The organism is Amorphus sp. MBR-141 (assembly GCF_053628695.1).
The window spans coordinates 1-22,939 of the sequence record NZ_JBRJGW010000026.1; the positions used below are offsets into that span (position 1 = coordinate 1).

The following is a 22,939-nucleotide window of genomic DNA, read 5'->3' on the forward strand; positions in this document are numbered from 1 at the left end:
TGGTCACCTTACCCTGGCGCCGTGTCGGCACATCCGCCGGCCCTAACCGCCGGACTCTAACTCTACGCCCCGGCCACCTCGATGGGGCAGGCCAATCAACCCGTGAAGGGTCCGCTACGCGAGCGTGCGGCCTTGAGGCGACGCCTCCGCGGTGATTGCGGCCCTTGGCCGGACACATCGGGCGCCTGTCGCGCGGGGGATGGTCCCCCGCCTCCAGACAGGAGCCGGAACAATGTCCCTCAACGACGCTCACGCCTTCGCCTTCAGCCTCGCCACCACACTCATGGTCGCCATAATCATCTTCCGGGCCGGCGACGGCAGCCTTTCGGTCGTTCCCGCCAACGAATACGACGGCGACACCGCCGCCATCATCCTTGAATTCGATCCCTTCCAGCCCTGACGAAGGGAGCGCCTGGTCCGGCGAGCGGAACTTCCTAGCCGATTTCCGCTCCCGTGGCCGCTCATCTTCGGCTATGCTTCACGTTGCGCCGTGGTGGTGGTGGAGGGCGCGACCGTCAGACCTTTTCTCACGGAGACCACCACCATGATCTTCCTTGGCATCATCTTCAGCATCGCGGCCATCGGCGTTCTCTGCTGGCTGCTGTTCACGCTTGCTATCTACGCGCTCCCAGCCTTCGCCGGCGTCACCGCCGGAATGTGGGCCTATGACACCGGCGCAGGCTGGCCGGGCGGCATCGCGATCGGCCTGGTCGCGGCCGGGCTGATTTTCGGCGTCGGCCAACTGCTCCTCGCTGTCGCGCGGCCGCTCTGGCTGCGCATCGCCATTGCGCTTGCCTTCGTCGCGCCTGCGGCGATCGCGGGCTATCACGCGACCCATGGCATCGTGAAGCACGCCATGCCGTCGGAGACTTGGCAGATCACCTTTTCCGTCGTCGGCGCAATAGCGGTCGGCATTGCTGCATTCCTGCGGGTCGCGGCGATGGCCGCGCCCGAACCGACCGGACAGGGCATGGCGCGAGGCTGACACCGACACAACCGTTGGCGCACGGCCAGCAAGCCGGCATGGCTGCCATCCTTGATGCCGGAGATGGGCGAAACTGGCCCTCGAGCAGAGATCGCAATGTCAGGCCAGAAACAGCGTAAGGCACGTTGAAGCGGCGCTGGACAGGTAGCTGGTCCCCTGCACAGCCACTCGATGAACGCACGCGCGGATGGCGTCTCATGAGCCGATGGCCGAGGTAAGCCCATCGCGGTCATCGCCGGGACAGGCGGGACGTCATCACCGGCAGCGATCCGTTGCCGGGATCCCGGCGGGTGCATTGGGTCGCCACGTTCTCCCTTGATCTTTTTGTCGGGTCGACCGCTCCAACACGGCCTCTTCAATGGGCTGATCTGGCCGAAGGCCGGCTCCGCCTCGATCGCCTATGCCGCAACGGCGCCGATCGACTTTCTTCCCCTGCCGGCTACGCCGTCATTCCTCGCGGAACAACAAAGTCGCTCGGCGCCATCCTCCGCTGACGCTGCGGCCCTGACGGGTGCGGCGTCGATCGCCTCCGGCCTGTGGATCGCCATCGAGGCCGCAATGGTGCGGGCTCGGAACTTCAGATCACGGAGAACCACCATGGCGACCATCGGCACCTTCAAGAAGACCGGCAACAACGAATTCACCGGCGACATCGTCACCCTCGGCGTCCAGGCCAGGAACGTCCGCATCGTTCCCGAGGCCCGCGCCACCGGCGAGAACGCCCCCAGCCACCGCGTCTTCGTTGGCAGAGCGGAGATCGGCGCTGCCTGGTCCAAGCGCTCCAACGAGGGCCGCGACTATCTGGGCCTCAAGCTCGACGATCCGAGCTTCACCGCCCCGATCTTCGCCAACCTCTTCGATGACGAGGACGGCGATGGCTACAGCCTCATCTGGTCCCGCCCCAGCCGCCGCAACGGCGACTGATGCGCCGCGACGCCCCGCCCGGCTGGTTCGGGCGGGGCCTTTCGCCGTTCGAGAGCGACCGAATCAGTCACCTTGGGAACCCGCCAACGAATGCCCAAACAGCCCATTACCGCTGGCGCTTCACCTCAAGAACGACTATTATAGTCGTAGTTCTGGCGCGCACGTTCGTGTCCGTAGGAGGTGATCATGCATGATCACCGCCCGACAGACGCGGGCCGCACGCGCGTTGCTTGGTTGGACGCAGGAGACGCTCGCTGAAAAGGCCCTGGTATCCCTGACCGCGTTGAAGCGCCTTGAGTCCGTGAGCGGACTCAAGGTGTACGAGACGACATGCGATCAGGTGCGCCGCACGCTCGAGGCCAACGGCATCGTCTTCCTGACCTCCGATCAGGGGGAAGGAGTGATGTTCGTTCGTGCGAAAATCGACAGCCGCAAATCGCCCTGACATCGCCCGCGAGGCGCCTCGGCGATGCCTGCCACGCATCACGCGATGCGCCAACGTCCTCTCCCACTGCCCGTCGAATGCCCGGTTAACAAATGGGACGCGGGCGGTTATGTTGAGGCTCTGGGGGCTAAGGTGACGCAGGTACAATTTCTCGATGAACCGCCGCAGTGCGCGGCGCTCACGGCTTATGACCGTGAGCACATGAAGCTCTATATGCGCCTGCTCGACGCGGCGACCGACGGCGCCGACTGGCGCGAGGCCGTCACGATCCTGTTCGGCCTCGATCCCGAGCGCGAGCCGGACCGCGCGCGCCATATCCACGACGCCCATCTCGCCCGTGCCCGCTGGATGACCGAGCACGGCTACCGCTTGCTCGTCCGCGAGGGCCGTCCTCACTGACCGAAATCGCGATGCCTCGCCCGCATCGCCCGTTGCCGCCTTCGGGACTTCCGTAGCCCTCTGCAACCGGGAATCGTGCGCCTCCCGGTAAACAACGCGCAGAGGACGCCATGACCCCTGACATATCCCGGTGGCGGTCGACATCGACCTACGACTATCTCGACGATCTCGCATCGCCCGACCTCGGCTGGGAATGGCTGCGGCGCAATGGCGACTATCAGCGCGAATATGCCGAGACCAGACGGCCGGCGTGCGATCTCAAGGAACTGACGAACCGGGTCCGGAGATGCTGGGGGTTGCAATTTCCTTATCCGCCCTTCTTTCAACGCGACCGAAACTCCCGTCTTCTGGTGCCCCGAGGACGACACCAGCACCGTGCTGCTGACGGCCGCGCCTTCCATACTTCCCGCCGATAGCAATCTCCTCACCGTCGTTCAGGAAACCGCCGCCCGCTCCGACGAACAGGGCGTCCATTTCCTGCACGATCCCGGAGATGGGCAGATTCTCCATCTCCTGCGGCTGGCAGGCGTTGCCGGCGGCGAACCCCTTGCCGCGCTGATCCCGCTCGATCTCGACGGCCTCGACCGGCTCGAAGCCGTCGAGCGTCTGCTCAAATCCCTGCTCGGTCGCGCCGTGCCTGCGGACACCCGCCTGACCGGCCAGCAGCGCCGGCGTGCCCGCCACATGCTGCAAGCGGTTGACGGGCGCATGAACGGGGCGAGCTATCGCGAGATCGCTGGCGTCATTTACGGCGTGCCCCGCGTTGCGTCCGATCCCTGGAAGTCCTCGGCGCTGCGCGACGCAACCATGGATCTTGTCAAGGACGCCCTCGCCATGATCGCCGGGGGCTATCGCGTGCTGCTGCGCCATCGCCGCCGATCCTGACCCGATGTCGGCAGGGGGTGCGAATTTAGCACGCCCTTCTTCGCACTCCCCCCTCGCGGCTCTCCTTCGCCACCGTGGCCTGCGTCCGCCGCTCATTGCCAGCGGCCTCAACCAACCCACGGAGGCCCGATCATGTCGCCCAATCTCGCCGGCTTGCCGCCGCGCTTTCTCAGAACCCCCGAAGCCGCGCGTTTCCTCGGTCTCTCCGGCCGGACGCTGGAGAAGCACCGTACCTATGGGACCGGCCCCGCCTATCGCAAGCTCGGCGGCCGCGTCGTCTATGCAATCGACGATTTGCAGGCCTGGGCCGATCGGGGCGCCGTCACCTCGACCTCCGATCCGCGCGGGTCTGTGCTGCCCGCCAAGCGCCATGAACCGATGCCGGCGGCCCACGCCGGCCGCAACCGTCGCTGAGACGTCCGATTATGAAGCGGCGTCGTCTCATCACCTCGACCGAGCGGGCCACGCTCGATCCCTTCATCGTTGCGACCGGCGATGCCAGCCCGCGCGACCAGCGCGACCTCATGGAGCGGCCGTTCTTCTCGCTCGCCAAGGCCAAGCGCGTCGCGCCGATCCTCTATGAGGCCGGCGGCGTCCGCGTCGAGGTCTTCGCCGTGCCCGAGCACGGCATGGCGACCATCTGGGATGCCGACGTGCTGATCTGGGCCGCCTCGCAGATCGTCGAGGCCGAAAATCTTGGCTTCAAGACCTCGCGCTTCCTGCGCTTCACCCCCTATCAGCTCCTGACATCGATCGGCCGCGAAACCGGCGCGCGCGACTACAAGCTCTTGAAGGGCGCGCTCACTCGCCTGCAATCGACTGTCATCCGCACCACCATCCGCCAGGGCGAGCATTGGCGGCGGCACCAATTCTCCTGGATCAACGAATGGGAGGAATGCGTAACGCGCGACGGCCGCGTCGAGGGCATGGAATTCGTGCTGCCCGACTGGTTCTATCGCGGCGTCACCGACCGCTCCTTGGTTCTCACCATCGACCCGGCCTATTTCCGGCTGACGGGCGGGATCGAGCGCTGGCTCTACCGCGTCGCGCGCAAGCACGCCGGCCGCCAGCCGCGGGGCTGGATCTTCGAGATTGCCCATCTCCACGAAAAGTCCGGCAGCCTCGTGCGCGTCTCAGACTTCGCGCTCCAGCTCCGGCGCATCGCCCTGCGCCAGCCGCTGCCCGGCTACCACCTCCAGATCGAGCGCGAACGCCGGCGCGAACTGCTGCGCATCGTGCCAATGAAGTTATCCACAGGGCCTGTGGATAGCGCTGTGGAAGCACTCGGGACTTCGCACGCAAACACTATCGGGATTTCGCACGCAGGACTATCGGGACTTCGCACGCAGAGATCGCAGTTAAGTCTCTGGCCGGAAACGACGATTCCGGGCCTTAACTTAGAATCTAACAGAGAATCTAACTCTTATGTTGCGCGCAGCGATGTGGAAAACACCGTCGCTGCCGCCATCAACGGGCTCCTCCGAAAGACATCCGGGGCGCGGCCATCCGGCAGTGACGCCGCTCACCCATCGCGACTGCCCCTTGGGCGCAAGCCGGGAGGGGCACGATGATCATCGCGCTCCTCAATCAGAAGGGCGGCGTCGGCAAGACGACGCTGGCGCTGCATCTCGCCGGGCAATGGGCTCGGCAGGGCAAGCGCGTCACCCTGATCGACGCCGATCCACAGGGCTCCGCCCTGGACTGGTCGCAGCAGCGCGCGCGTGAGGGGCTGCCACGTCTGTTCGGCGTCGTCGGCCTGGCCCGCGACACCCTGCACCGGGAAGCGCCCGAGCTGGCGCGCGATGCAGATCACATCGTCATCGACGGACCGCCCCGCGTCGCCTCGTTGATGCGCTCGGCGCTGCTCGCCGCCGATCTGGTGCTGATCCCGGTGCAGCCGTCGCCCTTCGACGGCTGGGCTTCGGCCGAGATGCTGTCGCTGCTTCAGGAAGCGCGCATCTATCGCCCGCAGCTTGCCGCCCGCTTCGTGCTGAACCGCTGCGGCGCGCGCACCATCATCGCCCGCGAGACGGCCGAGACGCTTGCCGATCACGATCCGCCGGTGCTCGCAGCCACGATTGGTCAGCGCGTCGGCTTCGCCGATACGGCGCAATCCGGGCGGCTCGTCTTCGAGATCGATGAGGACAGTCCGGCCGCGCGTGAGATCGCGGCGCTCTGCATCGAGGTGGGGAGGCTCGCGCCATGAGCGGGCACACTCCGAAGCGCGGCTTCGCATCGCGCCCCGCCGATCCCGAGCGCTGGATCAAGGCATCGGATGCACCGCCAGCGCGCGGCGCGGATGCCGCCGGATTCACCGCCCGGCTGACGATCGACGTCACGCCCTACCTGCGCGGCCGCATCAAGATCGCGGCGTTCCAGCGCGGACAGACCGTCGCCGACATGCTGCGCGATCTGCTCGCCCGCGAATTCCCCCCAACCGAAGGAGACACTTAAATGACCGGCAACGCGGACCCCCGCATGCGCGGCGGCCACTCGTCGGCCGGCCCCGTACCATTCACCACGCTCATTGAGCTGATCTGGCATGAGAAGAAGATCGAGCACTGGATCCGCTTCGGCCGTGAGGTCTACGAGCAGATCCTCGACCGCCGTCGCCGTGTCGTCGGCTTCGCGCCCAACAGCCTCTTTGCCTTCGTCCGCTGGGCATCCAACGACTACGGCACCATCATCTCGCGCATCGACATCGTGCGCGCCATCGACCGCGGCGAGCCCTGTCAGACGCTGCCTTTCGTGCGGCCCGGCGGCGACATCCTCCTGAAGATCGAGGGCTGGCCCAGAGTCGAGCGCGTGCTTCAGATCATCGACGCCATCGAGGCGCTCGGCATCGATCCAGCCGAGGTTTCGCCCGATCACTGGCGGCACGTCCACAACCGTCTGGCCGCCGACCATGAGCCGCGCGCCTACACCGCCAAACACCATCGGGCCTTCCTCCTGCGCCGGAGGACCGCGCCATGACTCGCTTCGGCTATGTGATGCTCACCTGTCTCATGACCATGGGTGTCGCCGCTTCGGCGCTCATCGAAATGCCGAAGAAGCTGATCTGGAACGCCTCTGCGAGCGCACCGATCGGGCTTTATTCGATCGAACCGGCTGACCGGCTCGAGGTGACGGACCTGGTCGCCGTCGATGCGCCCGAGCCGCTGGCGCGGTTCCTCGCCGAGCGCGGCTATCTGCCGCGTGGGCTTCCGCTGATGAAACGTATCGTCGGTCTGCCGGGGCAACAGGTCTGCCGCTTGCGATTCGCCATCACTGTCGACGGCATCGAGATGGGCGAAGCGCTGGAGCGTGACCGTCTCGGCCGCGAACTGCCCGTCTGGCAGGGCTGCCGGCGCGTCGCCGACGGCGAGGTCTTCCTCATGAACTGGGAGATCCGCGACAGCCTCGACGGCCGCTATTTCGGCCCGCTACCCGCCAGGTCGATCATCGGTCGCGCGGTCCCGCTTTGGACCGATGAAGACGGCTCCGGCCGCTACGAGTGGCGTGCCCAAACCCGATGATTGGCACGCTGAATCAGCGCGCCGACCACAGCCGACTTTCTCACCAACCGCCTGCAGAGGAGCTTTCCCATGACACAGATCGGTCGATTCACCCGCACCAAATCCGGCTATTCCGGTCGCATCCATACGCTCACGCTTGACACCGAATTGGTGCTCGTTCCCGCCGAGCATTCCGACGCCGAGAACGCGCCCGACTATCGCATTCATCTCGGCGATGACGATGGACCGGAGGTCGGCGCCGCCTGGAAACGCATCGGCGAGAAGGCGGGCGACTATGTCTCGCTGCTCATTGACGATCCCGCCTTCATGCAGCCGATCCGCGCCAACCTGTTCCAATCCGGCGACGATAAGTCGGCTTGGTCGCTGCACTGGAACCGGCCGCCAAAGCGCGGCGAACGGGAGTGACGCCATGCCGTTCTCCCGCTATCACGATGTCGCCGGGCGGCGCCGCGCCGCCCGGCGCATCACCCTCCTTCTCCTTTCCGGCCTCTGCTGCATCGTCGCGCCGCCGGTCGCCACGCGGGCGCAGGGCGCGCCGGTGGAACGACCGGCCGCTGGCAATCCATACGCCGCCCATATCGCCGAAGCCTCGCAGCGCTTCGGCATTCCGGCCGCATGGATACGCGCCGTGATGCGCGCGGAGAGCGCGGGCGATCTGCGCGCGATCTCGTCGGCCGGCGCCATGGGCCTGATGCAGATCATGCCCGATACCTGGGCGGAACTGCGCCTCCGTCATCGGCTCGGCAGCGATCCTTACGACCCGCGCGACAACATCCTCGCGGGCGCGGCTTACTTACGCGAAATGCACGACCGCTACGGCTCGCCCGGGTTCCTCGCGGCCTACAATGCCGGTCCCGGCCGCTACGAGGAATATCTGTCGGGAAAGCGTTCCTTGCCGACCGAAACCCGCGCCTATGTCGCCGCGCTCGCGCCTCTTGTCGGCGGCGGAGACATTGCCGGCCCCATCACGGTTGCCAGCGCCGAGCCGGTGTCATGGACCCGTGCGCCGCTCTTCGTCGCCCGCGCGGATGCCGCATCGGCTGCCGATCCTGTGCCGTTCGACGGTCGTTCCGAGGACGCATCGGCTGCGCCCGGCCCGCGCGATGTTTCGGCCATCGCGCCGCAATCGAGCGGCCTGTTCGTCGCGCGATCGAGCGCGGGAGGCCCGTGATGATGGCGTTCTTCGGCAATCGCAGTCTGGCGTGGCGCGGCGCATCATGGAGGGTGCGCGGGTGGGAGGCAGGCAACACGACCGGAGGATGGCGGGATAAAAGGCCGCGAGGTGCGGCTTGGTCCGGTCGTGGTTTTTCAGGGACTTGCGTGGCGAATTCGCGAGGTGTGCCCGATCGGCGAACCTCGCGCATTCGGCGTTTTCACAGGAATTTCCATGCATTGATGCGAGGTGTGGAGGTATGGCCATGAGCGGCGAGGACGATTTCCGCATCCGCCCTGGCCGCATCCGCTCCTCCGGCTCCCAGCGGGCAAGGCCCTTCATCGCCCAGGCGCTCGCCGCCGCTCAGAAGGCCGGCGGCCGCGTCTCGCGTTCGGGCAAGATCACGCCCGGCAACCGCTCGCGCTTCGGGCGCGGCGTGCGCGCCAGCGTGCAGGCGAACCGTCTGCTGACCGGCCGCTCGCGCGGCGCCGTCATCAAGACCCGCGTCGTGCGCCACACGGCACGGTCCGCACCGCTCGCCGCGCATCTCGGCTACCTCCGCCGCGAGGGCGTCACCCGGGACGGGGAGAAGGCCCGGCTGTTCGGTCCCGAGACCGACGACGCCGATCCCAAGGCCTTCGCCGAGCGCTGCCAGGACGATCGCCATCACTTCCGCTTCATCGTCTCGCCCGAGGACGCGGTGGAGATGTCCGATCTCAAGACCTTCACCCGTGAGCTGATGGGCCAAATGGAGAAGGATCTCGGCACGAGGCTCGACTGGGTCGGCGTCGATCACTGGAACACCGAGCATCCCCATGTGCATGTCATCGTGCGGGGCCGCGCTGACGACGGCCAGGACCTTGTCATCTCCCGCGACTACATCAAGGAGGGGATGCGCGCCCGCGCCCAGGATCTGATCACACAGGAACTGGGACCGCGCACCGATCACGAAATCCGCCGCACGCTCGAACGTCAGATCGATACCGAGCGCTGGACACAGCTTGATCGCCAGCTCACCCGCGACGGCTATCGCACCGGCGTCGTCGATCTGGCGCCGCATCCCGACCACCAACCCGACGAATTCCATGCGCTGAAGGTCGGCCGCCTGCGCAAACTGGAATCCCTCGGCCTCGCCGACCAGATCGGCCCGGGCCAATGGGTCATGGCCGAGAACGCGGAGGCGGCGCTGCGCGAACTCGGCGAGCGCGGCGACATCATCAAGCGCATTCACCGCGGCCTGATGGAACGCGGCATCGAGCGCAGCGCGGCGGCCTATGTGCTCGCCGGCGAGAGCCTCGACGATCCGGTGATCGGCCGGTTGGTCGATCGCGGCCTCGATGATGAATTGAAGGGCACCGCCTATGCCGTGGTCGACGGCGTCGATGGACGGACCCACCATGTCAAGCTGCCCGACCTCGACGCTGCCGCCGACAGCGCGCCGGGCTCGATCGTCGAGTTGCGGAAGTTCGATGACGCACAGGGGCGCCGGCGCGTAGCGCTGGCCGTCCGCTCCGACCTATCGCTCGACCGGCAAATCACGGCAACCGGCGCGACCTGGCTCGACCGGCAGGCCATTGCGCGTGAGCCCGTCGCGCTTGGCGGCGGTGGGTTTGGCGCCGAGGTCCGCGAAGCGATGAACGCCCGCGCGGAGCATCTGATCGAACAAGGCCTCGCCGAGCGCCAGGGCAGCCGCAGCGTGATCTTCGCGCGTAACCTGATCGATACGCTGCGCCGCCGTGAAGTGGACGCGCTTGGCGAGAAGCTCGCTGTCGAGACCGGCCGGCCGTTCAGCCGATCCGCGACCGGCGAATATGTCGCCGGCACCTACCGGCAGCGCTTCGCGCTCGCCTCTGGCCGCTTCGCCATGATCGACGACGGCCTCGGGTTCCAGTTGGTGCCCTGGTCCCCGTCGCTGGAAAAACAACTCGGCCGCCACGTCTCCGGCGTCGCCCGCGGCGATGGCGGTATAGACTGGGGCTTCGGCCGCAAGCGAGGCTTAGGACTCTGATTGCCGGGAGAACGGAATCACGTCAGTCGGTGGCAGCTCGTCGTCCTTATCACGAGCGTGCCCGACATAGCCGCGACCGTCTGGGTTCAATTCAAACAAGACTCCGCCATGCCGGGCCAGGATGCCGGCATGTTCCGCCGAAAGCGTCAGTTTGAACCCGCTCAGCCGGATAGGCGTCTTCCGTCCCACCAGTCGGACGAACACTTCGATCTCGTAATCACCCTTCGCAAATTCGTAGGCGGGCTGATGCACGGAGAGGACGAAGTGATGGTTCACAGCGATACCCGTCTGCCCGACATATAGTCCACTGCCGGGGACAAGTTGGTTGGTTTCGCCATACCCCCAGAAGCTGAAGATCTGTTCGCTTCCTGCATGATGTAGCTTGGCGAACATTCCCTCTATCACCTGGCCACGAACCGCCGTGCTGTAGAGGAGGGTGCGAAGGAAAATCTTGGCGGTCGTCTTTGGCGCGGTATCAAAGCCGAAAAATACGACGTTCGGCCTTGTCATGGCGAGGCGCCCACGCCGAAAGAGCGTCAGCCACGCTGATGCGACAGCAATGCATAACGAAAATATCGATATGACAATACTCGCATATGACATATTTAGCCCATCCCTAGCTACCCAGATGCGTCAGATCAGTAATTCTACGCCATCGCACGCTTGAACACTATCAAGGCGTCGTAACCATTGAAGTCTGAGTCTCGCTCACTTTCTTTGCGGATGAAACTCCGCTTTGAAGGCTGACCGTGTCCGCGACCAAAATCCTCTGGGGCCAGATCCTCACCGTCTTCCTCATCGTGCTCACCACGACTTGGGCGGCGACGCAGTGGACGGCATGGCAGCTCGGCTTCCAGCCACAACTCGGTCGGCCCTGGTTCGAGCTGTTCGGCTGGCCAGTCTACTATCCGCCCGCTTTCTTCTGGTGGTGGTATTTCTACGACGCCTATGCGCCGGAGATTTTCGTCGAGGGCGCCTTCATCGCCGCGTCCGGCGGTTTCATCTCGATCGCCGTCGCGATCGGCATGTCGGTCTGGCGTGCGCGCGAGGCCAAGAATGTCGAGACCTACGGCTCAGCAAGATGGGCGCGGCGCGATGAAGTGAAAGCAGCCGGGCTCCTTGGACCCGACGGCGTCGTGCTCGGTAAATTCGACCGCGCCTATCTCCGCCATGACGGACCCGAGCATGTACTTTGCTTCGCGCCGACCCGCTCCGGCAAGGGCGTCGGTCTCGTCGTGCCGTCGCTATTGGCCTGGCCGGGCTCCGCCATCGTCCACGACATCAAGGGCGAGAATTGGACATTGACGGCTGGCTTTCGCAGTCAACACGGCCGGGTGTTGCTCTTCGACCCGACCAACGCGAGGTCGGACGCCTACAACCCGCTGCTCGAGGTTCGGCGCGGCGAGTGGGAGGTCCGCGACGTTCAGAATATCGCCGACATCCTCGTCGACCCCGAGGGCTCGCTGGAAAAGCGGAACCATTGGGAGAAAACCAGTCACGCGCTTCTCGTCGGCGCCATCCTTCATGTCCTCTATGCCGAGCCGGACAAGACGCTCGCAGGCGTCGCCGCCTTTCTGTCCGACCCGAAGCGGCCGATCGAGTCGACGCTCGCGGCCATGATGAAGACCGCGCATCTCGGCAAAGCCGGTCCGCATCCGGTGATCGCTTCGGCCGCGCGCGAACTGCTCAACAAGTCCGACAACGAGCGTTCTGGCGTGCTCTCCACCGCCATGTCGTTTCTCGGTCTCTACCGCGATCCCGTGGTGGCGGCGGTGACGCGCCGATGCGATTGGCGCATTACCGACATCGTCGGCGGCGCACGGCCGACGACGCTCTATCTTGTCGTGCCGCCCTCCGACATCAATCGCACCAAGCCGCTGATCCGGCTGATTCTCAATCAGATCGGACGCCGGCTGACCGAGGATTTGCAGGCAAAGGCCGGACGCCATCGATTGCTGCTGATGCTCGACGAGTTCCCGGCGCTCGGCCGCCTCGACTTCTTCGAGAGCGCGCTCGCCTTCATGGCGGGCTATGGCCTCAAAAGCTTCCTGATCGCGCAGTCGCTGAACCAGATCGAGAAGGCCTACGGCCCGAACAACTCGATCCTCGACAACTGCCATGTCCGCGTCAGCTTCGCCACCAATGACGAGCGCACGGCGAAGCGCGTGTCCGATGCCCTCGGCACCGCGACGGAAATGCGGGCGATGAAGAACTATGCCGGTCACCGTTTGTCGCCCTGGCTCGGTCACCTCATGGTCTCGCGCTCGGAGACGGCGCGACCGCTGCTGACGCCGGGCGAAGTGATGCAGCTCCCGCCCGCCGACGAAATCGTCATGGTGGCGGGCACGCCGCCGATCCGGGCGAAGAAAGCTCGCTACTACGAGGATGCCCGATTCCAGGAACGCATCCTGCCGCCGCCGATAATGGAGAAGGCCAAGGTGGCCAAGGCCGACGACTGGAGCGCGCTGCCGCTACCGCCGCCTCCTGCAATCGAGGAGCCACAGCCGCGCGACAGCCAGGACGATGACGATCCGACCGGATCGGAACGCCGGCATCAGCCCGAATTGAGCAAGTCGAAGACGATCGAGAAGAAAGAGCCGATCGACAACGAATTCGCTCCCGATCCGGACGACGCCATGGAGGACGATACCGCGCGTGTCAGCCGGATGAACCAGCGCATGCGCCAGGTCGCCCGTCAGGCCTCGCTCGATCCCGGCGACGGCATCGAGATGTGAGACCGCCGATGAGGAAGCCACCGAAGAAACAGCGCCTGTCCGTCTATCTCGATCCGGACGTGATGAAGGCGATCATGGATTATGCCGCGCGGCGGGATCAGTCCCGTTCGCTGATCGCCGAGGCCGCCATCGCCTCCTTCCTGTCGCCGGACGCCGCCGAGCGGCAAGAGGCCGCGACCACCAAACGCCTCGACCAGCTCGACCGGCGCATGACCCGGATGGAACGCGACCTCGGTATCTCGGTCGAGACGCTCGCCGTCTTCGTCCGCTTCTGGCTGACCACCAACCCGCCACTGCCGGAGCCCGCGCAGGCGGCAGCCCGAGCCAAGGCTGGGGAACGCTACGACGCCTTCATCGTCGCACTCGGCCGTCGACTCGCCAAGGGGCCGAAGCTCCGGCAAGAGATTTCGGAGGACCTGCCGGGCACGGAAGACGGCGGATAGTCGTCATTCCCCCGATCTCAAGTCTTTGGGCGTTCCGCCGTTTCCCTGTCTTTCTACGCCACACCGCTACTACGCCCACAGCCTTGTTGCGGCGGTCCAACTTCTGCCTCTTCTACTCATCCCCGATCCAGGGCCGCGCGTTGTGTGCGCCCGAGAAAGGACGGGGACGACGTGGCGGCTTCTCAACACCAATCCGAGGCGATGTTGCGGGGTGCGCGCATGCTGCGCACCGCCCTCGGCCCCGCCATTGCCGGATTCCTGGAAGACCCGTCGATCGTCGAGGTGATGCTCAACCCCGACGGGCGGCTCTGGATCGACCGTCTTTCCGATGGGCTGGCCGATACGGGCGAGCGGCTGTCACCGGCCGATGGCGAGCGCATCGTCCGGCTCGTCGCCCACCATGTCGGCGCCGAGGTCCATCAAGGCGCCCCGCGCGTTTCGGCCGAGCTGCCCGAGACGGGGGAACGGTTCGAGGGGCTTCTCCCTCCTGTGGTCGCCGCACCGGCCTTCGCCATCCGCAAGCCCGCCGTCGCCGTGTTCACGCTCGACGACTATGTTGCCGCCGGCATCATGGCCGCCGATCAGGCCGCGATCTTGCGCAGGGCCGTCGCCGAGCGCCGGAACATCCTGGTCGCCGGCGGCACCTCGACCGGCAAGACGACACTGACGAACGCATTGCTGGCGGAGGTGTCGAAGACGTCCGACCGCGTGGTGCTGATCGAGGATACCCGCGAACTGCAATGCGCCGCGCCGAACCTCGTGGCGCTGCGCACCAAGGATGGCGTCGCCTCGCTGTCCGATCTCGTGCGTTCGTCGCTGCGCCTGCGACCCGACCGCATCCCGATCGGCGAGGTGCGCGGGAGCGAGGCGCTCGATCTCCTCAAAGCCTGGGGCACCGGCCATCCGGGCGGGATCGGCACCATTCATGCCGGCAGCGCCATCGGTGCGCTGCGCCGGCTCGAGCAGCTCATCCAGGAAGCCGTCGTCACCGTGCCCAGAGCGCTGATTGCCGAGACGATCAATCTCGTGGCCGTCCTCGCCGGCCGCGGCTCGTCCCGCCGCCTCGCTGAACTCGCCCGCGTCGATGGGCTCGGCGCGCAAGGCGACTACCGCGTCACCCCCACAGTCCCAGCCACAGGAGACCCTGCATGATCCGTCACGCCCTGCGCATCCGCCGTCACATGGCGACGGCCACTTCCGTCTTGTTTGTCAGCATGATGCTGGCGCCGGCCGCCCACGCCTCCGGTTCGTCGATGCCGTGGGAGGCGCCGCTCCAGTCGATCCTCCAATCGATCGAAGGCCCCGTCGCCAAGATCCTCGCGGTGATCATCATCATCGTCACCGGCCTCACGCTCGCCTTCGGCGACACCTCGGGCGGGTTCCGCAGGCTGATCCAGATCGTTTTCGGTCTGTCGATCGCCTTTGCGGCCAGTTCCTTCTTCCTGTCCTTCTTCTCCTTCGGCGGCGGGGCGCTCGTCTGATGGAAGAGGTTCCTGGATTCTCCGTTCCGGTCCACCGGGCGTTGACCGAGCACATCCTGCTTGGCGGCGCTCCGCGCTCGATCGCCATTCTCAACGGCACGCTCGCCGCCGCCCTCGGCCTCGGCCTGCGTCTGTGGCTGGTCGGGATCGGCCTCTGGGCCATCGGCCATTTCGCGGCAGTGTGGGCGGCCAAACGCGATCCGATGTTCGTCGACGTAGTGCGCCGGCATCTGCGCATCCCCAGCCATCTGAACGTGTGAGACCGGCCCATGATGAACCTCGCCGAATATCGCCGCACCGCTGCCCGTCTCGCGGACTTTCTGCCTTGGGCCGCGCTCGTGGGCGAAGGTGTGATCCTCAATAAGGACGGCAGCTTCCAGCGCACGGCACGTTTTCGCGGCCCCGATCTCGACAGCGCCGTCCCCGCCGAGCTGGTCGCCGTCGCCGGGCGGCTCAACAACGCCTTTCGCCGCCTGGGCTCGGGCTGGGCGATCTTCGTCGAGGCTGAGCGTCATCCCGTTGGCGCTTACCCGGCAAGCCGCTTTCCCGATCCCGCATCGGCATTGGTCGACGCCGAGCGCAAGGCGGATTTCGAGGAGGACGGCGCGCATTTCGAGTCGAGCTACTTCCTGACCTTCGTCTACCTGCCGCCGGCCGAGGAAGCTGCGCGCGCCGAGACCTGGCTCTACGAGGGCCGCGAACAGACCGGCGTCGACCCTCACGAGGTCCTGCGCGGCTTCGTCGATCGCACCGACCGCATCCTTCAGCTCATCGAGGGCTTCATGCCGGAGTGCGGCTGGCTCGATGACGCCGAAACGCTGACCTACCTGCATGACTGCGTCTCTTGCCGGCGCCATCGCGTGCGCGTCCCCGAAATTCCGATGTATCTCGACGCGCTGCTGGCGGATCAGCCGCTCACCGGCGGCCTCAAGCCGCGCCTCGGCAACGCGCATCTGCAGGTGCTGACGATCGTCGGCTTCCCGACGGCAACCACGCCCGGCATCCTGGACGAACTCAACCGGCTCGCCTTTTCCTATCGCTGGTCGACGCGCGCCGTCCTGCTCGACAAGACCGACGCCACAAGGCTGCTCACCAGAATCCGGCGGCAGTGGTTCGCCAAGCGCAAGTCGATCGCCGCCATCCTCAAGGAGGTGATGACCAACGAGGCCTCGGCCCTGGTCGACACCGACGCAGCCAACAAGGCCGCCGACGCCGATTTGGCACTCCAGGAGCTCGGGCAGGATTTCGCGGGGCAAGCCTATGTGACGGCGACCGTCACCGTCTGGGACGACGATCCCCGGATCGCCGCCGAAAAGCTGCGGCTCGTCGAGAAGGTCATCCAGGGCCGCGACTTCACGGCGATGCCGGAGACGATCAACGCCGTCGATGCCTGGCTCGGCTCGCTGCCCGGACACGTCTACGCCAATGTCCGCACACCCCCGGTCTCGACGCTCAACCTCGCCCACATGATCCCGCTGTCGGCGGTATGGGCGGGGCCGGAACGGGACGAGCACTTCGCTGCTCCCCCCTTGCTCTTCGGCAAGACCGAGGGCTCGACCCCGTTCCGGTTTTCCCTTCACGTCGGCGATGTCGGCCATACCCTCGTCGTCGGCCCGACCGGCGCCGGCAAGTCGGTGCTGCTGGCGCTGATGGCGCTCCAGTTCCGGCGCTACGCGCAAGCCCAGGTCTTCGCGTTCGATTTCGGCGGTTCGATCCGTGCCGCGGCGCTTGGCATGGGCGGTGACTGGCACGACCTCGGCGGCGGGCTGACCGAAGGTGCGGAGACGTCCGTCTCGCTGCAGCCGCTCGCGCGCATCCATGACGTGCCGGAGCGCGCCTGGGCGGCCGACTGGATCGTCGCGATCCTGATGCGCGAGGGCATCGCCATCGATCCGCAAGTCAAGGAGCATCTCTGGTCGGCGCTGACCTCGCTTGCCAGCGCGCCCGTCGGTGAGCGGACGATCACGGGGCTCGCCGTCCTGCTGCAATCGAACGATTTGAAGCAGGCGCTCAGGCCCTATTGCGTCGGCGGCGCCTACGGCAGGCTGCTCGACGCAGAGTCGGAACATCTCGGCAGCGCTTCCGTGCAGGCGTTCGAGACCGAAGGGCTGATCGGCACGGGCGCTGCGCCTGCCGTCCTCGCCTATCTCTTCCACCGCATCGAGGACCGGCTCGACGGCAGACCGACGCTGCTCATCGTCGACGAAGGCTGGCTCGCCCTCGATGACGAGGGCTTTGCCGGCCAGCTCCGCGAGTGGCTGAAGACGCTGAGGAAGAAGAACGCTTCCGTCGTCTTCGCCACGCAATCGCTCTCCGACATCGACGGCTCGGCGATTGCGCCGGCGATCATCGAGAGCTGCCAGACCCGGCTGCTGCTGCCGAACGAGCGGGCGATCGAACCGCAGATCACGGCGATCTATCGCCGCTTCGGGCTCAACGACCGCCAGATCGAGATTCTGGCGAGGGCCACGCCGAAGCGTGACTACTACTGCCAGTCGCGGCGCGGCAACCGGCTGTTCGAGCTGGGCCTCTCCGAAGTCGGGCTGGCGCTGACGGCGGCCTCGGCCAAATCCGACCAGACCCTGATCGCCCGCATCCACGCCGAACATGGAAGCGACGGCTTCCTCGACGCCTGGCTGCGCCTTCGCGGCGTCGAATGGGCCGCCGACCTGATCCCCAACCTCACCAACCTGGAGACACCATCATGATGATCCGTCGTTCTCGTGCGCTTTTCGCCGCTTCCATCCTCTCGTTTCCACTCGTCCTGTCGCCGGTTCTGGCGCCCCCTGCCGCCGCACAGTGGATCGTTTACGATCCGACGAACTACGTCCAGAACGTGCTGACGGCGGCGCGGACGCTGGAGCAGATCAACAACCAGATCACTTCGCTTCAGAACGAAGCGACGATGCTCATCAATCAGGCTCGCAATCTTGCGAGCCTGCCGTATTCGTCTCTCCAGCAACTCCAGCAGTCGGTCCAGCGCACGCAGCAGCTTCTCAGCCAGGCGCAGAACATCGCCTTCGACGTGCAGCAGATCGACCAGGCGTTCCAGCAGCAGTATGGAAACGTCTCGCTCTCGGCGACGCAGCAACAGATCGTCGCCGATGCGCGCAGCCGCTGGCAGAACACGGTCGGCGGCTTGCAGGACGCCATGCGGGTGCAGGCCGGTGTCGTCGGCAATATCGACACCAATCGCGCACAGATGTCCGCGCTGGTCGGCCAGAGCCAGGGCGCGACCGGGGCCTTGCAGGCGACGCAGGCCGGCAACCAGCTTCTCGCGCTTCAGGCCCAGCAACTCGCGGACCTCACCGCATTGCTCGCCGCCAACGGCAGGGCGACGGCGCTAACGGAAGCCGAGCGCGCCGCCGCCGCCGAACAAGGCCGCGAACAGCGTCGCAGATTCCTGACGCCGGGTTCCAGCTACCAGCCCGGCAATGCGCAGATGTTCAACAACGGCAACTGAGGGCGCAACCCATGGACGGCAAGATGCTGGCCCGGCTGGGCGCTATCGTCTTCGTCGCCGTCGCGATTACCGCGACCGCGATCGAGATGACCCGCAAGGAAGACACGCCGAACGCCGAGCCGGTGCGCCTTCTCGAACCAGCGCGCGATTTGCTGCGCGAAGGCCAGCGCCGTTGCCAGCAACTTGGAGAGGAGGCGGCGAACGATGCCGAATGCCTGCGCGTCTGGGCCGAGACCCGCGACCGATTCCTTGGCCGCTCCCCTGCGCCGGTAGCGCCCACGGAAGGACGCTGATCCATGGGCGGCAGCGGCGTCATCGACAATTTCCTCGGCGTATTCACCTCCTACATCGACTCCGGCTTCGGTCTGCTCGGTGGCGAGGTCGCCTTCATCGCCACAACGCTGATCGTCATCGACGTGACGCTCGCGGCCCTGTTCTGGAGCTGGGGCGCCGATGACGACATAATCGCCCGGCTGGTCAAGAAGACCCTGTTCGTCGGCGTCTTCGCCTACATCATCGGCAACTGGAACAACCTGGCGAAGATCGTCTTCGACAGCTTCGCCGGCCTCGGCCTCAAGGGATCGGGCACCAGCTTCACCACAGCGGATCTCCTGCGCCCCGGCAAGGTCGCGCAGACCGGCCTCGACGCTGCCCGGCCGCTACTCGAATCCATCTCCGACCTGATGGGCTGGATCGCTTTCTTCGAGAACTTCATCCAGATCGCTTGCCTGCTGTTCGCCTGGGCGCTGGTGCTTCTGGCGTTTTTCATCCTCGCCATCCAGCTCTTCATCACGCTCATCGAATTCAAGCTCACCACTTTGGCGGGCTTCGTGCTGATCCCGTTCGGCCTGTTCGGCAAGACGGCGTTCATGGCTGAACGAGTGCTTGGCAACGTCATCTCGTCGGGAATCAAGGTTCTGGTTCTCGCAGTCATCATCGGCATCGGCTCGACGCTGTTTTCGCAGTTCACGGCCGGCTTCGGTGGCACGACACCCAGCATCGACGATGCGATGGCCGTCGTCCTCGCAGCCCTCTCGCTCCTCGGTCTCGGCATCTTCGGCCCCGGCATCGCCAATGGCCTCGTATCGGGCGGCCCGCAGCTCGGCGCGGGCGCGGCTGTCGGCACTGGCCTTGCCGCAGGCGGGATGATCGTCGCTGGCGCTGGCGCCGCTGGCCTCGCCGCGAAGGGTGGAGGCGCCGCGCTCTCCGGGGGAGCCGCGGCCGTGCGCAATGGCGCGACCGCTGCCGGCGCCGCTTCCGCCGCCTACAGCCTCGGTTCTCTGGGCCAGTCCGGCGCGGCCGGTGTCGCTTCCGGTCTCGGCGGCATGGCGCGCGGAGCTGGCAGCGCGGCCATGTCGCCGCTTCGCCGTACAGCCGCGAGCGTCAAATCCAGCTTCTCCGCCGGTGCAAAGGCCGGCTTCGGCGCAACCGGCGGCTCCTCGACCATGGGCACGGTCGGCGGAGAATCCGGGGCCGCCGCTGCCCCGGCAGCATCTTCCACCGGCGGCCCGCCCGCCTGGGCGCAGCGCATGAAACGCTCGCAGCAACTCTCCCACGGCGTCACCGCCGCAGCGCACGCCGTCCGCTCCGGCGACAGCCATGGCGGCGGCTCCTCCATCAATCTTTCCGAAGGCGACCGCACATGAGCTTCTTCAAACGTCCCGCCACCCATTACGGCAAGACGCCCGAACCCGAGACCCCATACCAGAAGGCCGCTCAGGTCTGGGATGACCGCATCGGCTCGGCCCGCGTTCAGGCGAAGAACTGGCGCTATATGGCTTTCGGCTCGCTGATCCTGTCCGCCGGCTTCGCGGCCGCGCTCGTCTGGCAATCGGCGCGCGGAACCGTCGTGCCCTGGGTGGTGCAGGTCGATAATCTCGGCCAGTCGCAGGCGGTCGCCCCCGCTGTCGCCGATTATCGCCCCACCGATCCGCAGGTGGCATGGCATCTGGGCCGCTTCATCGAACAGGTTCGCTCGATCCCCGCCGACGCCATCATCGTCCGGCAGAACTGGCTTCGCGCCTATGAGTTCACGACCGATCGCGGCGCGGCGGCGCTCAATGATTACGCACGGTCGAACGACCCGTTCACGCGCGTCGGCCGTCAGCAGATCGCCGTCGAGGTCTCCAGCGTCATTCGCGCGTCGCCCGACAGCTTCCGCATCGCCTGGACGGAGCGCCGCTACGAGAACGGCCAACTCGCAGCCACAGACCGATGGACGGCCATCCTCACCATCGTCGTGCAACCGCCACGCGACGCCGAACGGCTCCGGGCGAACCCGCTCGGCATCTACGTCAACGCCATCAACTGGTCGCGGGAGATGGGCCAATGATCCGCCAGACGATCCGCACAACCGGAAACCCGGCTTTCCGTAAATCAGTTTCCGCGCTTGTGCTGCTTTCCGCTTTTACGCTCGCCGGCTGCGCCACCAACAGACCGCCGCAGATCAGCTACGATGCCGACGTGCCGCCGCTGCCTGCCGTGCCCGCCGTCATCACGGACCAGACGCCCCGGCCGCTACATGTCCCACCGGCCTGGACGCCGAGCCGGGGCGGCACCGCCGCCGGCACGCCGGCCGCCCGCGTCGAGAACGCCAATGCCGCGGCCCGCGTCGAACCACGCCGCGAGGGCTATTACAACGCTATCCAGATTTATCCGTGGAGCGAAGGCGCGCTCTATCAGGTCTATGCCGCAGTCGGGCAGATCACCAATATCGCGCTGGAGCCCGGCGAAAGCCTGACCGGCGCGGGACCGATCGCCGCCGGCGACACCGCCCGCTGGATCATCGGCGACACCGAAAGTGGGTCGGGCGTGACCCGGCGCGTGCATGTTCTGGTCAAGCCCACACGCGCCGACATCTCGACCAACCTCGTCATCACCACCGACCGCCGCACCTACATGATCGAGCTGCGTGCGCGGGACGCCCTCTATATGCCCGCCGTCGCCTGGGCCTATCCTGCGCTACCCGCAGGGCAACGCCAGAGCGTTCCCGCGACCCCGATCATCCCAGCCGTCGCAGCGCGGATCTATCGCTATGGCTTGACCGGCGACACGCCGCCCTGGCGGCCGGTCACGGTCTATGACGATGGCCGCCGCGTCTATGTCGAATTCCCGCGCGGCATCGTGCAGGGCGAGATGCCGCCCATCTTCGTCATCGGCTCGGACGGCGAGCCGCAGATCGTCAACAGCCGCATCCATCAGAACATCCTGATCGTCGACCGACTGTTCGGCGCGGCCGAGCTGCGCCTTGGCGGCGGCGACCGCCAGCAGACGGTCAGGATCGTCCGCACCGACGGGAGGCCCGCATCATGAACGAGAGCGAAAGCAGGAGAGAGGATGACGTGCCGCTGACCGGCTCCGCCACCGATTCCGCCGCACCCATGCGGCTGCGCGCCGACGCGCCGCGTGTGACGCGCCTGTCCCGAAAGGTGCTCGCCAGCATTGGCGTAGTGGCGTCCCTCGGCGTCGGCGGGGCTTTGATCTATGCGCTCCAGACGCGCGATGCCAACACCGGCGGCGAGGAGCTTTACTCCACCGACAACCGCGCAACGGCCGATGGTCTGGCCGGGCTGCCGCGCGATTATTCCGGGCCGGTCCTCGGGCCGGCGCTGCCCGGCGACCTCGGCCGCCCGATCCTCGACGCCCAACGCCGGGGGCAACCCGTCGTGCCGCCCGCCATGGCGACACCAGCCGTCGACCCGGAGGAACAGCGCCGGCTCGCCGAAGAAGAAGCCGCGCGCCTGAGCCGTGTCTTCTTCCAGACAGCACCCGGCACGGTGGCCGCGCCCGGAGCGCCCGGCGGCATTGCCAGTCCAAACCTCGCGGGCCTTGGCCTGCCTGGTCAGCAGGGCACGCCCACCGCGCAGGATCGGCAGACCGCGTTCCTCAATGCCGCCGTGGACCGGCGCACCGTTGCGGCCGATCGCGTCATGGCTCCGGCATCGCCCTATGTGCTTCAGGCCGGCGCGGTGATTTCCGCCGCGCTCATCACGGGCATCCGCTCCGATCTGCCCGGTCAGATCACCGCGCAGGTGACCGAGAACGTCTACGACAGCCCGACCGGCCGGCTGCTGCTCGTGCCCCAGGGAACCCGGCTGATCGGCCAATATGACAACGGCGTCGGCTTCGGCCAGCGACGCGTGCTGCTCGTCTGGAACCGCCTCATCCTGCCGAACGGCCGCTCCATCGTGCTTGAGCGGCAGCCGGGGGCGGATTCGGAAGGCTATGCCGGCCTCGAGGACGGCGTCGACTATCACTGGTGGGACCTCGCCAAGGCGGCCGCCCTCTCGACCCTGCTCGGCGTCGGCGCGGAACTTGCCGCCGACGACAATGATCGTCTGATCAGCGCCATTCGCGGCGGTGCGCAGGACACGATCAACGATGCCGGCCAGCAGATCGTTCGGCGCCAGCTCAATGTGGCGCCAACGCTGACCATCCGGCCCGGCTTTCCCGTCCGTGTGATCGTCACGCGCGACCTTGTCCTCGAACCCTATGGCGGATGAT

At 66.6% G+C, this 22,939-nt stretch carries 29 protein-coding genes; 28 read left to right on the forward strand and 1 reads right to left on the reverse strand.

What is annotated here, in order from left to right; all coding sequences use genetic code 11:
- The first annotated feature begins 232 nt into the window (after positions 1–232).
- The 16 genes from ACSSVZ_RS24125 (at position 233) to ACSSVZ_RS24200 (ending at position 10,314) form a co-directional block, all read left to right on the forward strand.
- Positions 233–400, forward strand: coding sequence for a hypothetical protein (locus ACSSVZ_RS24125; RefSeq protein ID WP_394031034.1), 168 nt, complete (start codon positions 233–235; stop codon positions 398–400).
- A gap of 144 nt (positions 401–544) precedes the next feature.
- Positions 545–985: a hypothetical protein gene (locus tag ACSSVZ_RS24130; RefSeq protein WP_394031032.1), complete on the forward strand. Its 441-nt coding sequence runs from the start codon at positions 545–547 to the stop codon at positions 983–985.
- Positions 986–1,582: 597 nt separating this feature from the next.
- A complete protein-coding gene (locus tag ACSSVZ_RS24135) occupies positions 1,583–1,909 on the forward strand; it encodes a DUF736 domain-containing protein (protein WP_394031030.1) in 327 nt (108 codons plus the stop codon).
- Positions 1,910–2,099: 190 nt separating this feature from the next.
- Positions 2,100–2,354 carry a helix-turn-helix domain-containing protein gene (locus ACSSVZ_RS24140; RefSeq protein WP_394031029.1) on the forward strand — a complete coding sequence of 85 codons (255 nt, stop codon included), beginning with the start codon at positions 2,100–2,102 and terminating at the stop codon, positions 2,352–2,354.
- 132 nt (positions 2,355–2,486) lie between these two features.
- Positions 2,487–2,753 (forward strand): DNA -binding domain-containing protein, encoded by a 267-nt coding sequence (locus ACSSVZ_RS24145; protein WP_394031027.1) that lies wholly within the window; start codon positions 2,487–2,489, stop codon positions 2,751–2,753.
- Positions 2,754–2,863: 110 nt separating this feature from the next.
- Complete coding sequence (locus ACSSVZ_RS24150) at positions 2,864–3,169, forward strand: transcriptional regulator domain-containing protein (RefSeq protein WP_394031025.1); 306 nt, start codon at positions 2,864–2,866, stop codon at positions 3,167–3,169.
- Positions 3,129–3,638, forward strand: coding sequence for a DUF2285 domain-containing protein (locus ACSSVZ_RS24155; RefSeq protein ID WP_394031023.1), 510 nt, complete (start codon positions 3,129–3,131; stop codon positions 3,636–3,638). Before ACSSVZ_RS24150 ends, ACSSVZ_RS24155 begins: the two co-directional genes overlap by 41 nt.
- Before the next feature lie 132 nt (positions 3,639–3,770).
- The gene (locus ACSSVZ_RS24160; protein ID WP_394031022.1) at positions 3,771–4,052 is read left to right on the forward strand and encodes a helix-turn-helix transcriptional regulator; all 282 of its coding nucleotides are present in this window, start codon (positions 3,771–3,773) and stop codon (positions 4,050–4,052) included.
- Positions 4,053–4,063: 11 nt separating this feature from the next.
- Positions 4,064–5,209, forward strand: a complete 1,146-nt coding sequence (locus ACSSVZ_RS24165; protein WP_394031020.1) for a replication initiator protein A — start codon at positions 4,064–4,066, stop codon at positions 5,207–5,209.
- Entirely contained in the window at positions 5,206–5,844 is a 639-nt protein-coding gene (gene parA / locus ACSSVZ_RS24170; protein WP_394031019.1) for a ParA family partition ATPase, read from the forward strand. The genes ACSSVZ_RS24165 and parA overlap by 4 nt, the downstream gene beginning before the upstream one ends.
- The gene (locus ACSSVZ_RS24175) at positions 5,841–6,092 is read left to right on the forward strand and encodes a hypothetical protein (protein ID WP_394031017.1); all 252 of its coding nucleotides are present in this window, start codon (positions 5,841–5,843) and stop codon (positions 6,090–6,092) included. The genes parA and ACSSVZ_RS24175 overlap by 4 nt, the downstream gene beginning before the upstream one ends.
- Positions 6,093–6,611, forward strand: coding sequence for a DUF2840 domain-containing protein (locus tag ACSSVZ_RS24180; RefSeq protein ID WP_394031015.1), 519 nt, complete (start codon positions 6,093–6,095; stop codon positions 6,609–6,611).
- A complete protein-coding gene (locus tag ACSSVZ_RS24185) occupies positions 6,608–7,153 on the forward strand; it encodes a S26 family signal peptidase (protein ID WP_394031014.1) in 546 nt (181 codons plus the stop codon). Before ACSSVZ_RS24180 ends, ACSSVZ_RS24185 begins: the two co-directional genes overlap by 4 nt.
- 69 nt (positions 7,154–7,222) lie before the next feature.
- The gene (locus ACSSVZ_RS24190; RefSeq protein ID WP_394031013.1) at positions 7,223–7,558 is read left to right on the forward strand and encodes a DUF736 domain-containing protein; all 336 of its coding nucleotides are present in this window, start codon (positions 7,223–7,225) and stop codon (positions 7,556–7,558) included.
- Positions 7,559–7,562: 4 nt separating this feature from the next.
- Positions 7,563–8,324, forward strand: a complete 762-nt coding sequence (locus ACSSVZ_RS24195) for a lytic transglycosylase domain-containing protein (protein WP_394031012.1) — start codon at positions 7,563–7,565, stop codon at positions 8,322–8,324.
- 247 nt (positions 8,325–8,571) lie between these two features.
- Positions 8,572–10,314 (forward strand): relaxase/mobilization nuclease domain-containing protein, encoded by a 1,743-nt coding sequence (locus tag ACSSVZ_RS24200; RefSeq protein ID WP_394031010.1) that lies wholly within the window; start codon positions 8,572–8,574, stop codon positions 10,312–10,314.
- Here the strand turns inward: ACSSVZ_RS24200 and ACSSVZ_RS24205 are convergent.
- The gene (locus ACSSVZ_RS24205; protein ID WP_394031008.1) at positions 10,303–10,824 is read right to left on the reverse strand and encodes a hypothetical protein; all 522 of its coding nucleotides are present in this window, start codon (positions 10,822–10,824) and stop codon (positions 10,303–10,305) included. The two genes, ACSSVZ_RS24200 and ACSSVZ_RS24205, sit on opposite strands and share 12 nt — an antisense overlap.
- Before the next feature lie 239 nt (positions 10,825–11,063).
- Between ACSSVZ_RS24205 and ACSSVZ_RS24210 the strand changes: the two genes are divergently transcribed.
- The 12 genes from ACSSVZ_RS24210 to ACSSVZ_RS24265 all read left to right on the forward strand — a co-directional run bounded on the left by ACSSVZ_RS24210 (position 11,064) and on the right by ACSSVZ_RS24265 (position 22,938).
- Complete coding sequence (locus tag ACSSVZ_RS24210) at positions 11,064–13,049, forward strand: conjugal transfer protein TraG (protein ID WP_394031006.1); 1,986 nt, start codon at positions 11,064–11,066, stop codon at positions 13,047–13,049.
- Between the two features lie 8 nt (positions 13,050–13,057).
- Complete coding sequence (locus ACSSVZ_RS24215; protein ID WP_394031004.1) at positions 13,058–13,492, forward strand: CopG family transcriptional regulator; 435 nt, start codon at positions 13,058–13,060, stop codon at positions 13,490–13,492.
- Between the two features lie 219 nt (positions 13,493–13,711).
- A complete protein-coding gene (gene trbB / locus ACSSVZ_RS24220) occupies positions 13,712–14,644 on the forward strand; it encodes a P-type conjugative transfer ATPase TrbB (protein WP_394031003.1) in 933 nt (310 codons plus the stop codon).
- Positions 14,641–14,973 (forward strand): TrbC/VirB2 family protein, encoded by a 333-nt coding sequence (locus tag ACSSVZ_RS24225; protein WP_394031001.1) that lies wholly within the window; start codon positions 14,641–14,643, stop codon positions 14,971–14,973. Before trbB ends, ACSSVZ_RS24225 begins: the two co-directional genes overlap by 4 nt.
- Positions 14,973–15,233: a VirB3 family type IV secretion system protein gene (locus ACSSVZ_RS24230; RefSeq protein WP_394030999.1), complete on the forward strand. Its 261-nt coding sequence runs from the start codon at positions 14,973–14,975 to the stop codon at positions 15,231–15,233. The genes ACSSVZ_RS24225 and ACSSVZ_RS24230 overlap by 1 nt, the downstream gene beginning before the upstream one ends.
- Before the next feature lie 9 nt (positions 15,234–15,242).
- Entirely contained in the window at positions 15,243–17,681 is a 2,439-nt protein-coding gene (gene trbE, locus ACSSVZ_RS24235) for a conjugal transfer protein TrbE (RefSeq protein ID WP_394030997.1), read from the forward strand.
- Complete coding sequence (trbJ, locus tag ACSSVZ_RS24240) at positions 17,678–18,436, forward strand: P-type conjugative transfer protein TrbJ (RefSeq protein ID WP_394030995.1); 759 nt, start codon at positions 17,678–17,680, stop codon at positions 18,434–18,436. Before trbE ends, trbJ begins: the two co-directional genes overlap by 4 nt.
- An 11-nt stretch (positions 18,437–18,447) precedes the next feature.
- Entirely contained in the window at positions 18,448–18,729 is a 282-nt protein-coding gene (trbK-alt, locus tag ACSSVZ_RS24245; RefSeq protein ID WP_394030993.1) for a putative entry exclusion protein TrbK-alt, read from the forward strand.
- A gap of 3 nt (positions 18,730–18,732) precedes the next feature.
- Positions 18,733–20,082, forward strand: a complete 1,350-nt coding sequence (gene trbL, locus ACSSVZ_RS24250) for a P-type conjugative transfer protein TrbL (protein WP_394030991.1) — start codon at positions 18,733–18,735, stop codon at positions 20,080–20,082.
- Positions 20,079–20,768: a conjugal transfer protein TrbF gene (trbF, locus tag ACSSVZ_RS24255; protein WP_394030989.1), complete on the forward strand. Its 690-nt coding sequence runs from the start codon at positions 20,079–20,081 to the stop codon at positions 20,766–20,768. Before trbL ends, trbF begins: the two co-directional genes overlap by 4 nt.
- The gene (gene trbG / locus ACSSVZ_RS24260) at positions 20,765–21,748 is read left to right on the forward strand and encodes a P-type conjugative transfer protein TrbG (RefSeq protein WP_394030987.1); all 984 of its coding nucleotides are present in this window, start codon (positions 20,765–20,767) and stop codon (positions 21,746–21,748) included. The genes trbF and trbG overlap by 4 nt, the downstream gene beginning before the upstream one ends.
- Positions 21,745–22,938 carry a TrbI/VirB10 family protein gene (locus ACSSVZ_RS24265; protein WP_394030985.1) on the forward strand — a complete coding sequence of 398 codons (1,194 nt, stop codon included), beginning with the start codon at positions 21,745–21,747 and terminating at the stop codon, positions 22,936–22,938. The genes trbG and ACSSVZ_RS24265 overlap by 4 nt, the downstream gene beginning before the upstream one ends.
- The last annotated feature ends 1 nt before the right edge of the window (position 22,939 follow it).

Bases quoted from the DNA above. Each gene is read 5' to 3' on its own strand.
- ACSSVZ_RS24130 (WP_394031032.1), top strand. From the start codon at position 545: ATGATCTTCCTTGGCATCATCTTCAGCATCGCGGCCATCGGCGTTCTC.
- ACSSVZ_RS24180 (WP_394031015.1), top strand. From the start codon at position 6,093: ATGACCGGCAACGCGGACCCCCGCATGCGCGGCGGCCACTCGTCGGCC.
- ACSSVZ_RS24185 (WP_394031014.1), top strand. From the start codon at position 6,608: ATGACTCGCTTCGGCTATGTGATGCTCACCTGTCTCATGACCATGGGT.
- ACSSVZ_RS24215 (WP_394031004.1), top strand. From the start codon at position 13,058: ATGAGGAAGCCACCGAAGAAACAGCGCCTGTCCGTCTATCTCGATCCG.
- trbE (WP_394030997.1), top strand. From the start codon at position 15,243: ATGATGAACCTCGCCGAATATCGCCGCACCGCTGCCCGTCTCGCGGAC.
- ACSSVZ_RS24165 (WP_394031020.1), top strand. From the start codon at position 4,064: ATGAAGCGGCGTCGTCTCATCACCTCGACCGAGCGGGCCACGCTCGAT.
- ACSSVZ_RS24230 (WP_394030999.1), top strand. From the start codon at position 14,973: ATGGAAGAGGTTCCTGGATTCTCCGTTCCGGTCCACCGGGCGTTGACC.
- trbK-alt (WP_394030993.1), top strand. From the start codon at position 18,448: ATGGACGGCAAGATGCTGGCCCGGCTGGGCGCTATCGTCTTCGTCGCC.
- ACSSVZ_RS24265 (WP_394030985.1), top strand. From the start codon at position 21,745: ATGAACGAGAGCGAAAGCAGGAGAGAGGATGACGTGCCGCTGACCGGC.
- ACSSVZ_RS24205 (WP_394031008.1), bottom strand. From the start codon at position 10,824: ATGACAAGGCCGAACGTCGTATTTTTCGGCTTTGATACCGCGCCAAAG.
- ACSSVZ_RS24190 (WP_394031013.1), top strand. From the start codon at position 7,223: ATGACACAGATCGGTCGATTCACCCGCACCAAATCCGGCTATTCCGGT.
- ACSSVZ_RS24140 (WP_394031029.1), top strand. From the start codon at position 2,100: ATGATCACCGCCCGACAGACGCGGGCCGCACGCGCGTTGCTTGGTTGG.
- trbB (WP_394031003.1), top strand. From the start codon at position 13,712: ATGCTGCGCACCGCCCTCGGCCCCGCCATTGCCGGATTCCTGGAAGAC.
- ACSSVZ_RS24225 (WP_394031001.1), top strand. From the start codon at position 14,641: ATGATCCGTCACGCCCTGCGCATCCGCCGTCACATGGCGACGGCCACT.
- ACSSVZ_RS24175 (WP_394031017.1), top strand. From the start codon at position 5,841: ATGAGCGGGCACACTCCGAAGCGCGGCTTCGCATCGCGCCCCGCCGAT.
- ACSSVZ_RS24135 (WP_394031030.1), top strand. From the start codon at position 1,583: ATGGCGACCATCGGCACCTTCAAGAAGACCGGCAACAACGAATTCACC.
- ACSSVZ_RS24160 (WP_394031022.1), top strand. From the start codon at position 3,771: ATGTCGCCCAATCTCGCCGGCTTGCCGCCGCGCTTTCTCAGAACCCCC.
- trbJ (WP_394030995.1), top strand. From the start codon at position 17,678: ATGATGATCCGTCGTTCTCGTGCGCTTTTCGCCGCTTCCATCCTCTCG.
- trbL (WP_394030991.1), top strand. From the start codon at position 18,733: ATGGGCGGCAGCGGCGTCATCGACAATTTCCTCGGCGTATTCACCTCC.
- ACSSVZ_RS24150 (WP_394031025.1), top strand. From the start codon at position 2,864: ATGACCCCTGACATATCCCGGTGGCGGTCGACATCGACCTACGACTAT.
- trbF (WP_394030989.1), top strand. From the start codon at position 20,079: ATGAGCTTCTTCAAACGTCCCGCCACCCATTACGGCAAGACGCCCGAA.
- ACSSVZ_RS24195 (WP_394031012.1), top strand. From the start codon at position 7,563: ATGCCGTTCTCCCGCTATCACGATGTCGCCGGGCGGCGCCGCGCCGCC.
- ACSSVZ_RS24200 (WP_394031010.1), top strand. From the start codon at position 8,572: ATGAGCGGCGAGGACGATTTCCGCATCCGCCCTGGCCGCATCCGCTCC.
- parA (WP_394031019.1), top strand. From the start codon at position 5,206: ATGATCATCGCGCTCCTCAATCAGAAGGGCGGCGTCGGCAAGACGACG.
- ACSSVZ_RS24125 (WP_394031034.1), top strand. From the start codon at position 233: ATGTCCCTCAACGACGCTCACGCCTTCGCCTTCAGCCTCGCCACCACA.
- trbG (WP_394030987.1), top strand. From the start codon at position 20,765: ATGATCCGCCAGACGATCCGCACAACCGGAAACCCGGCTTTCCGTAAA.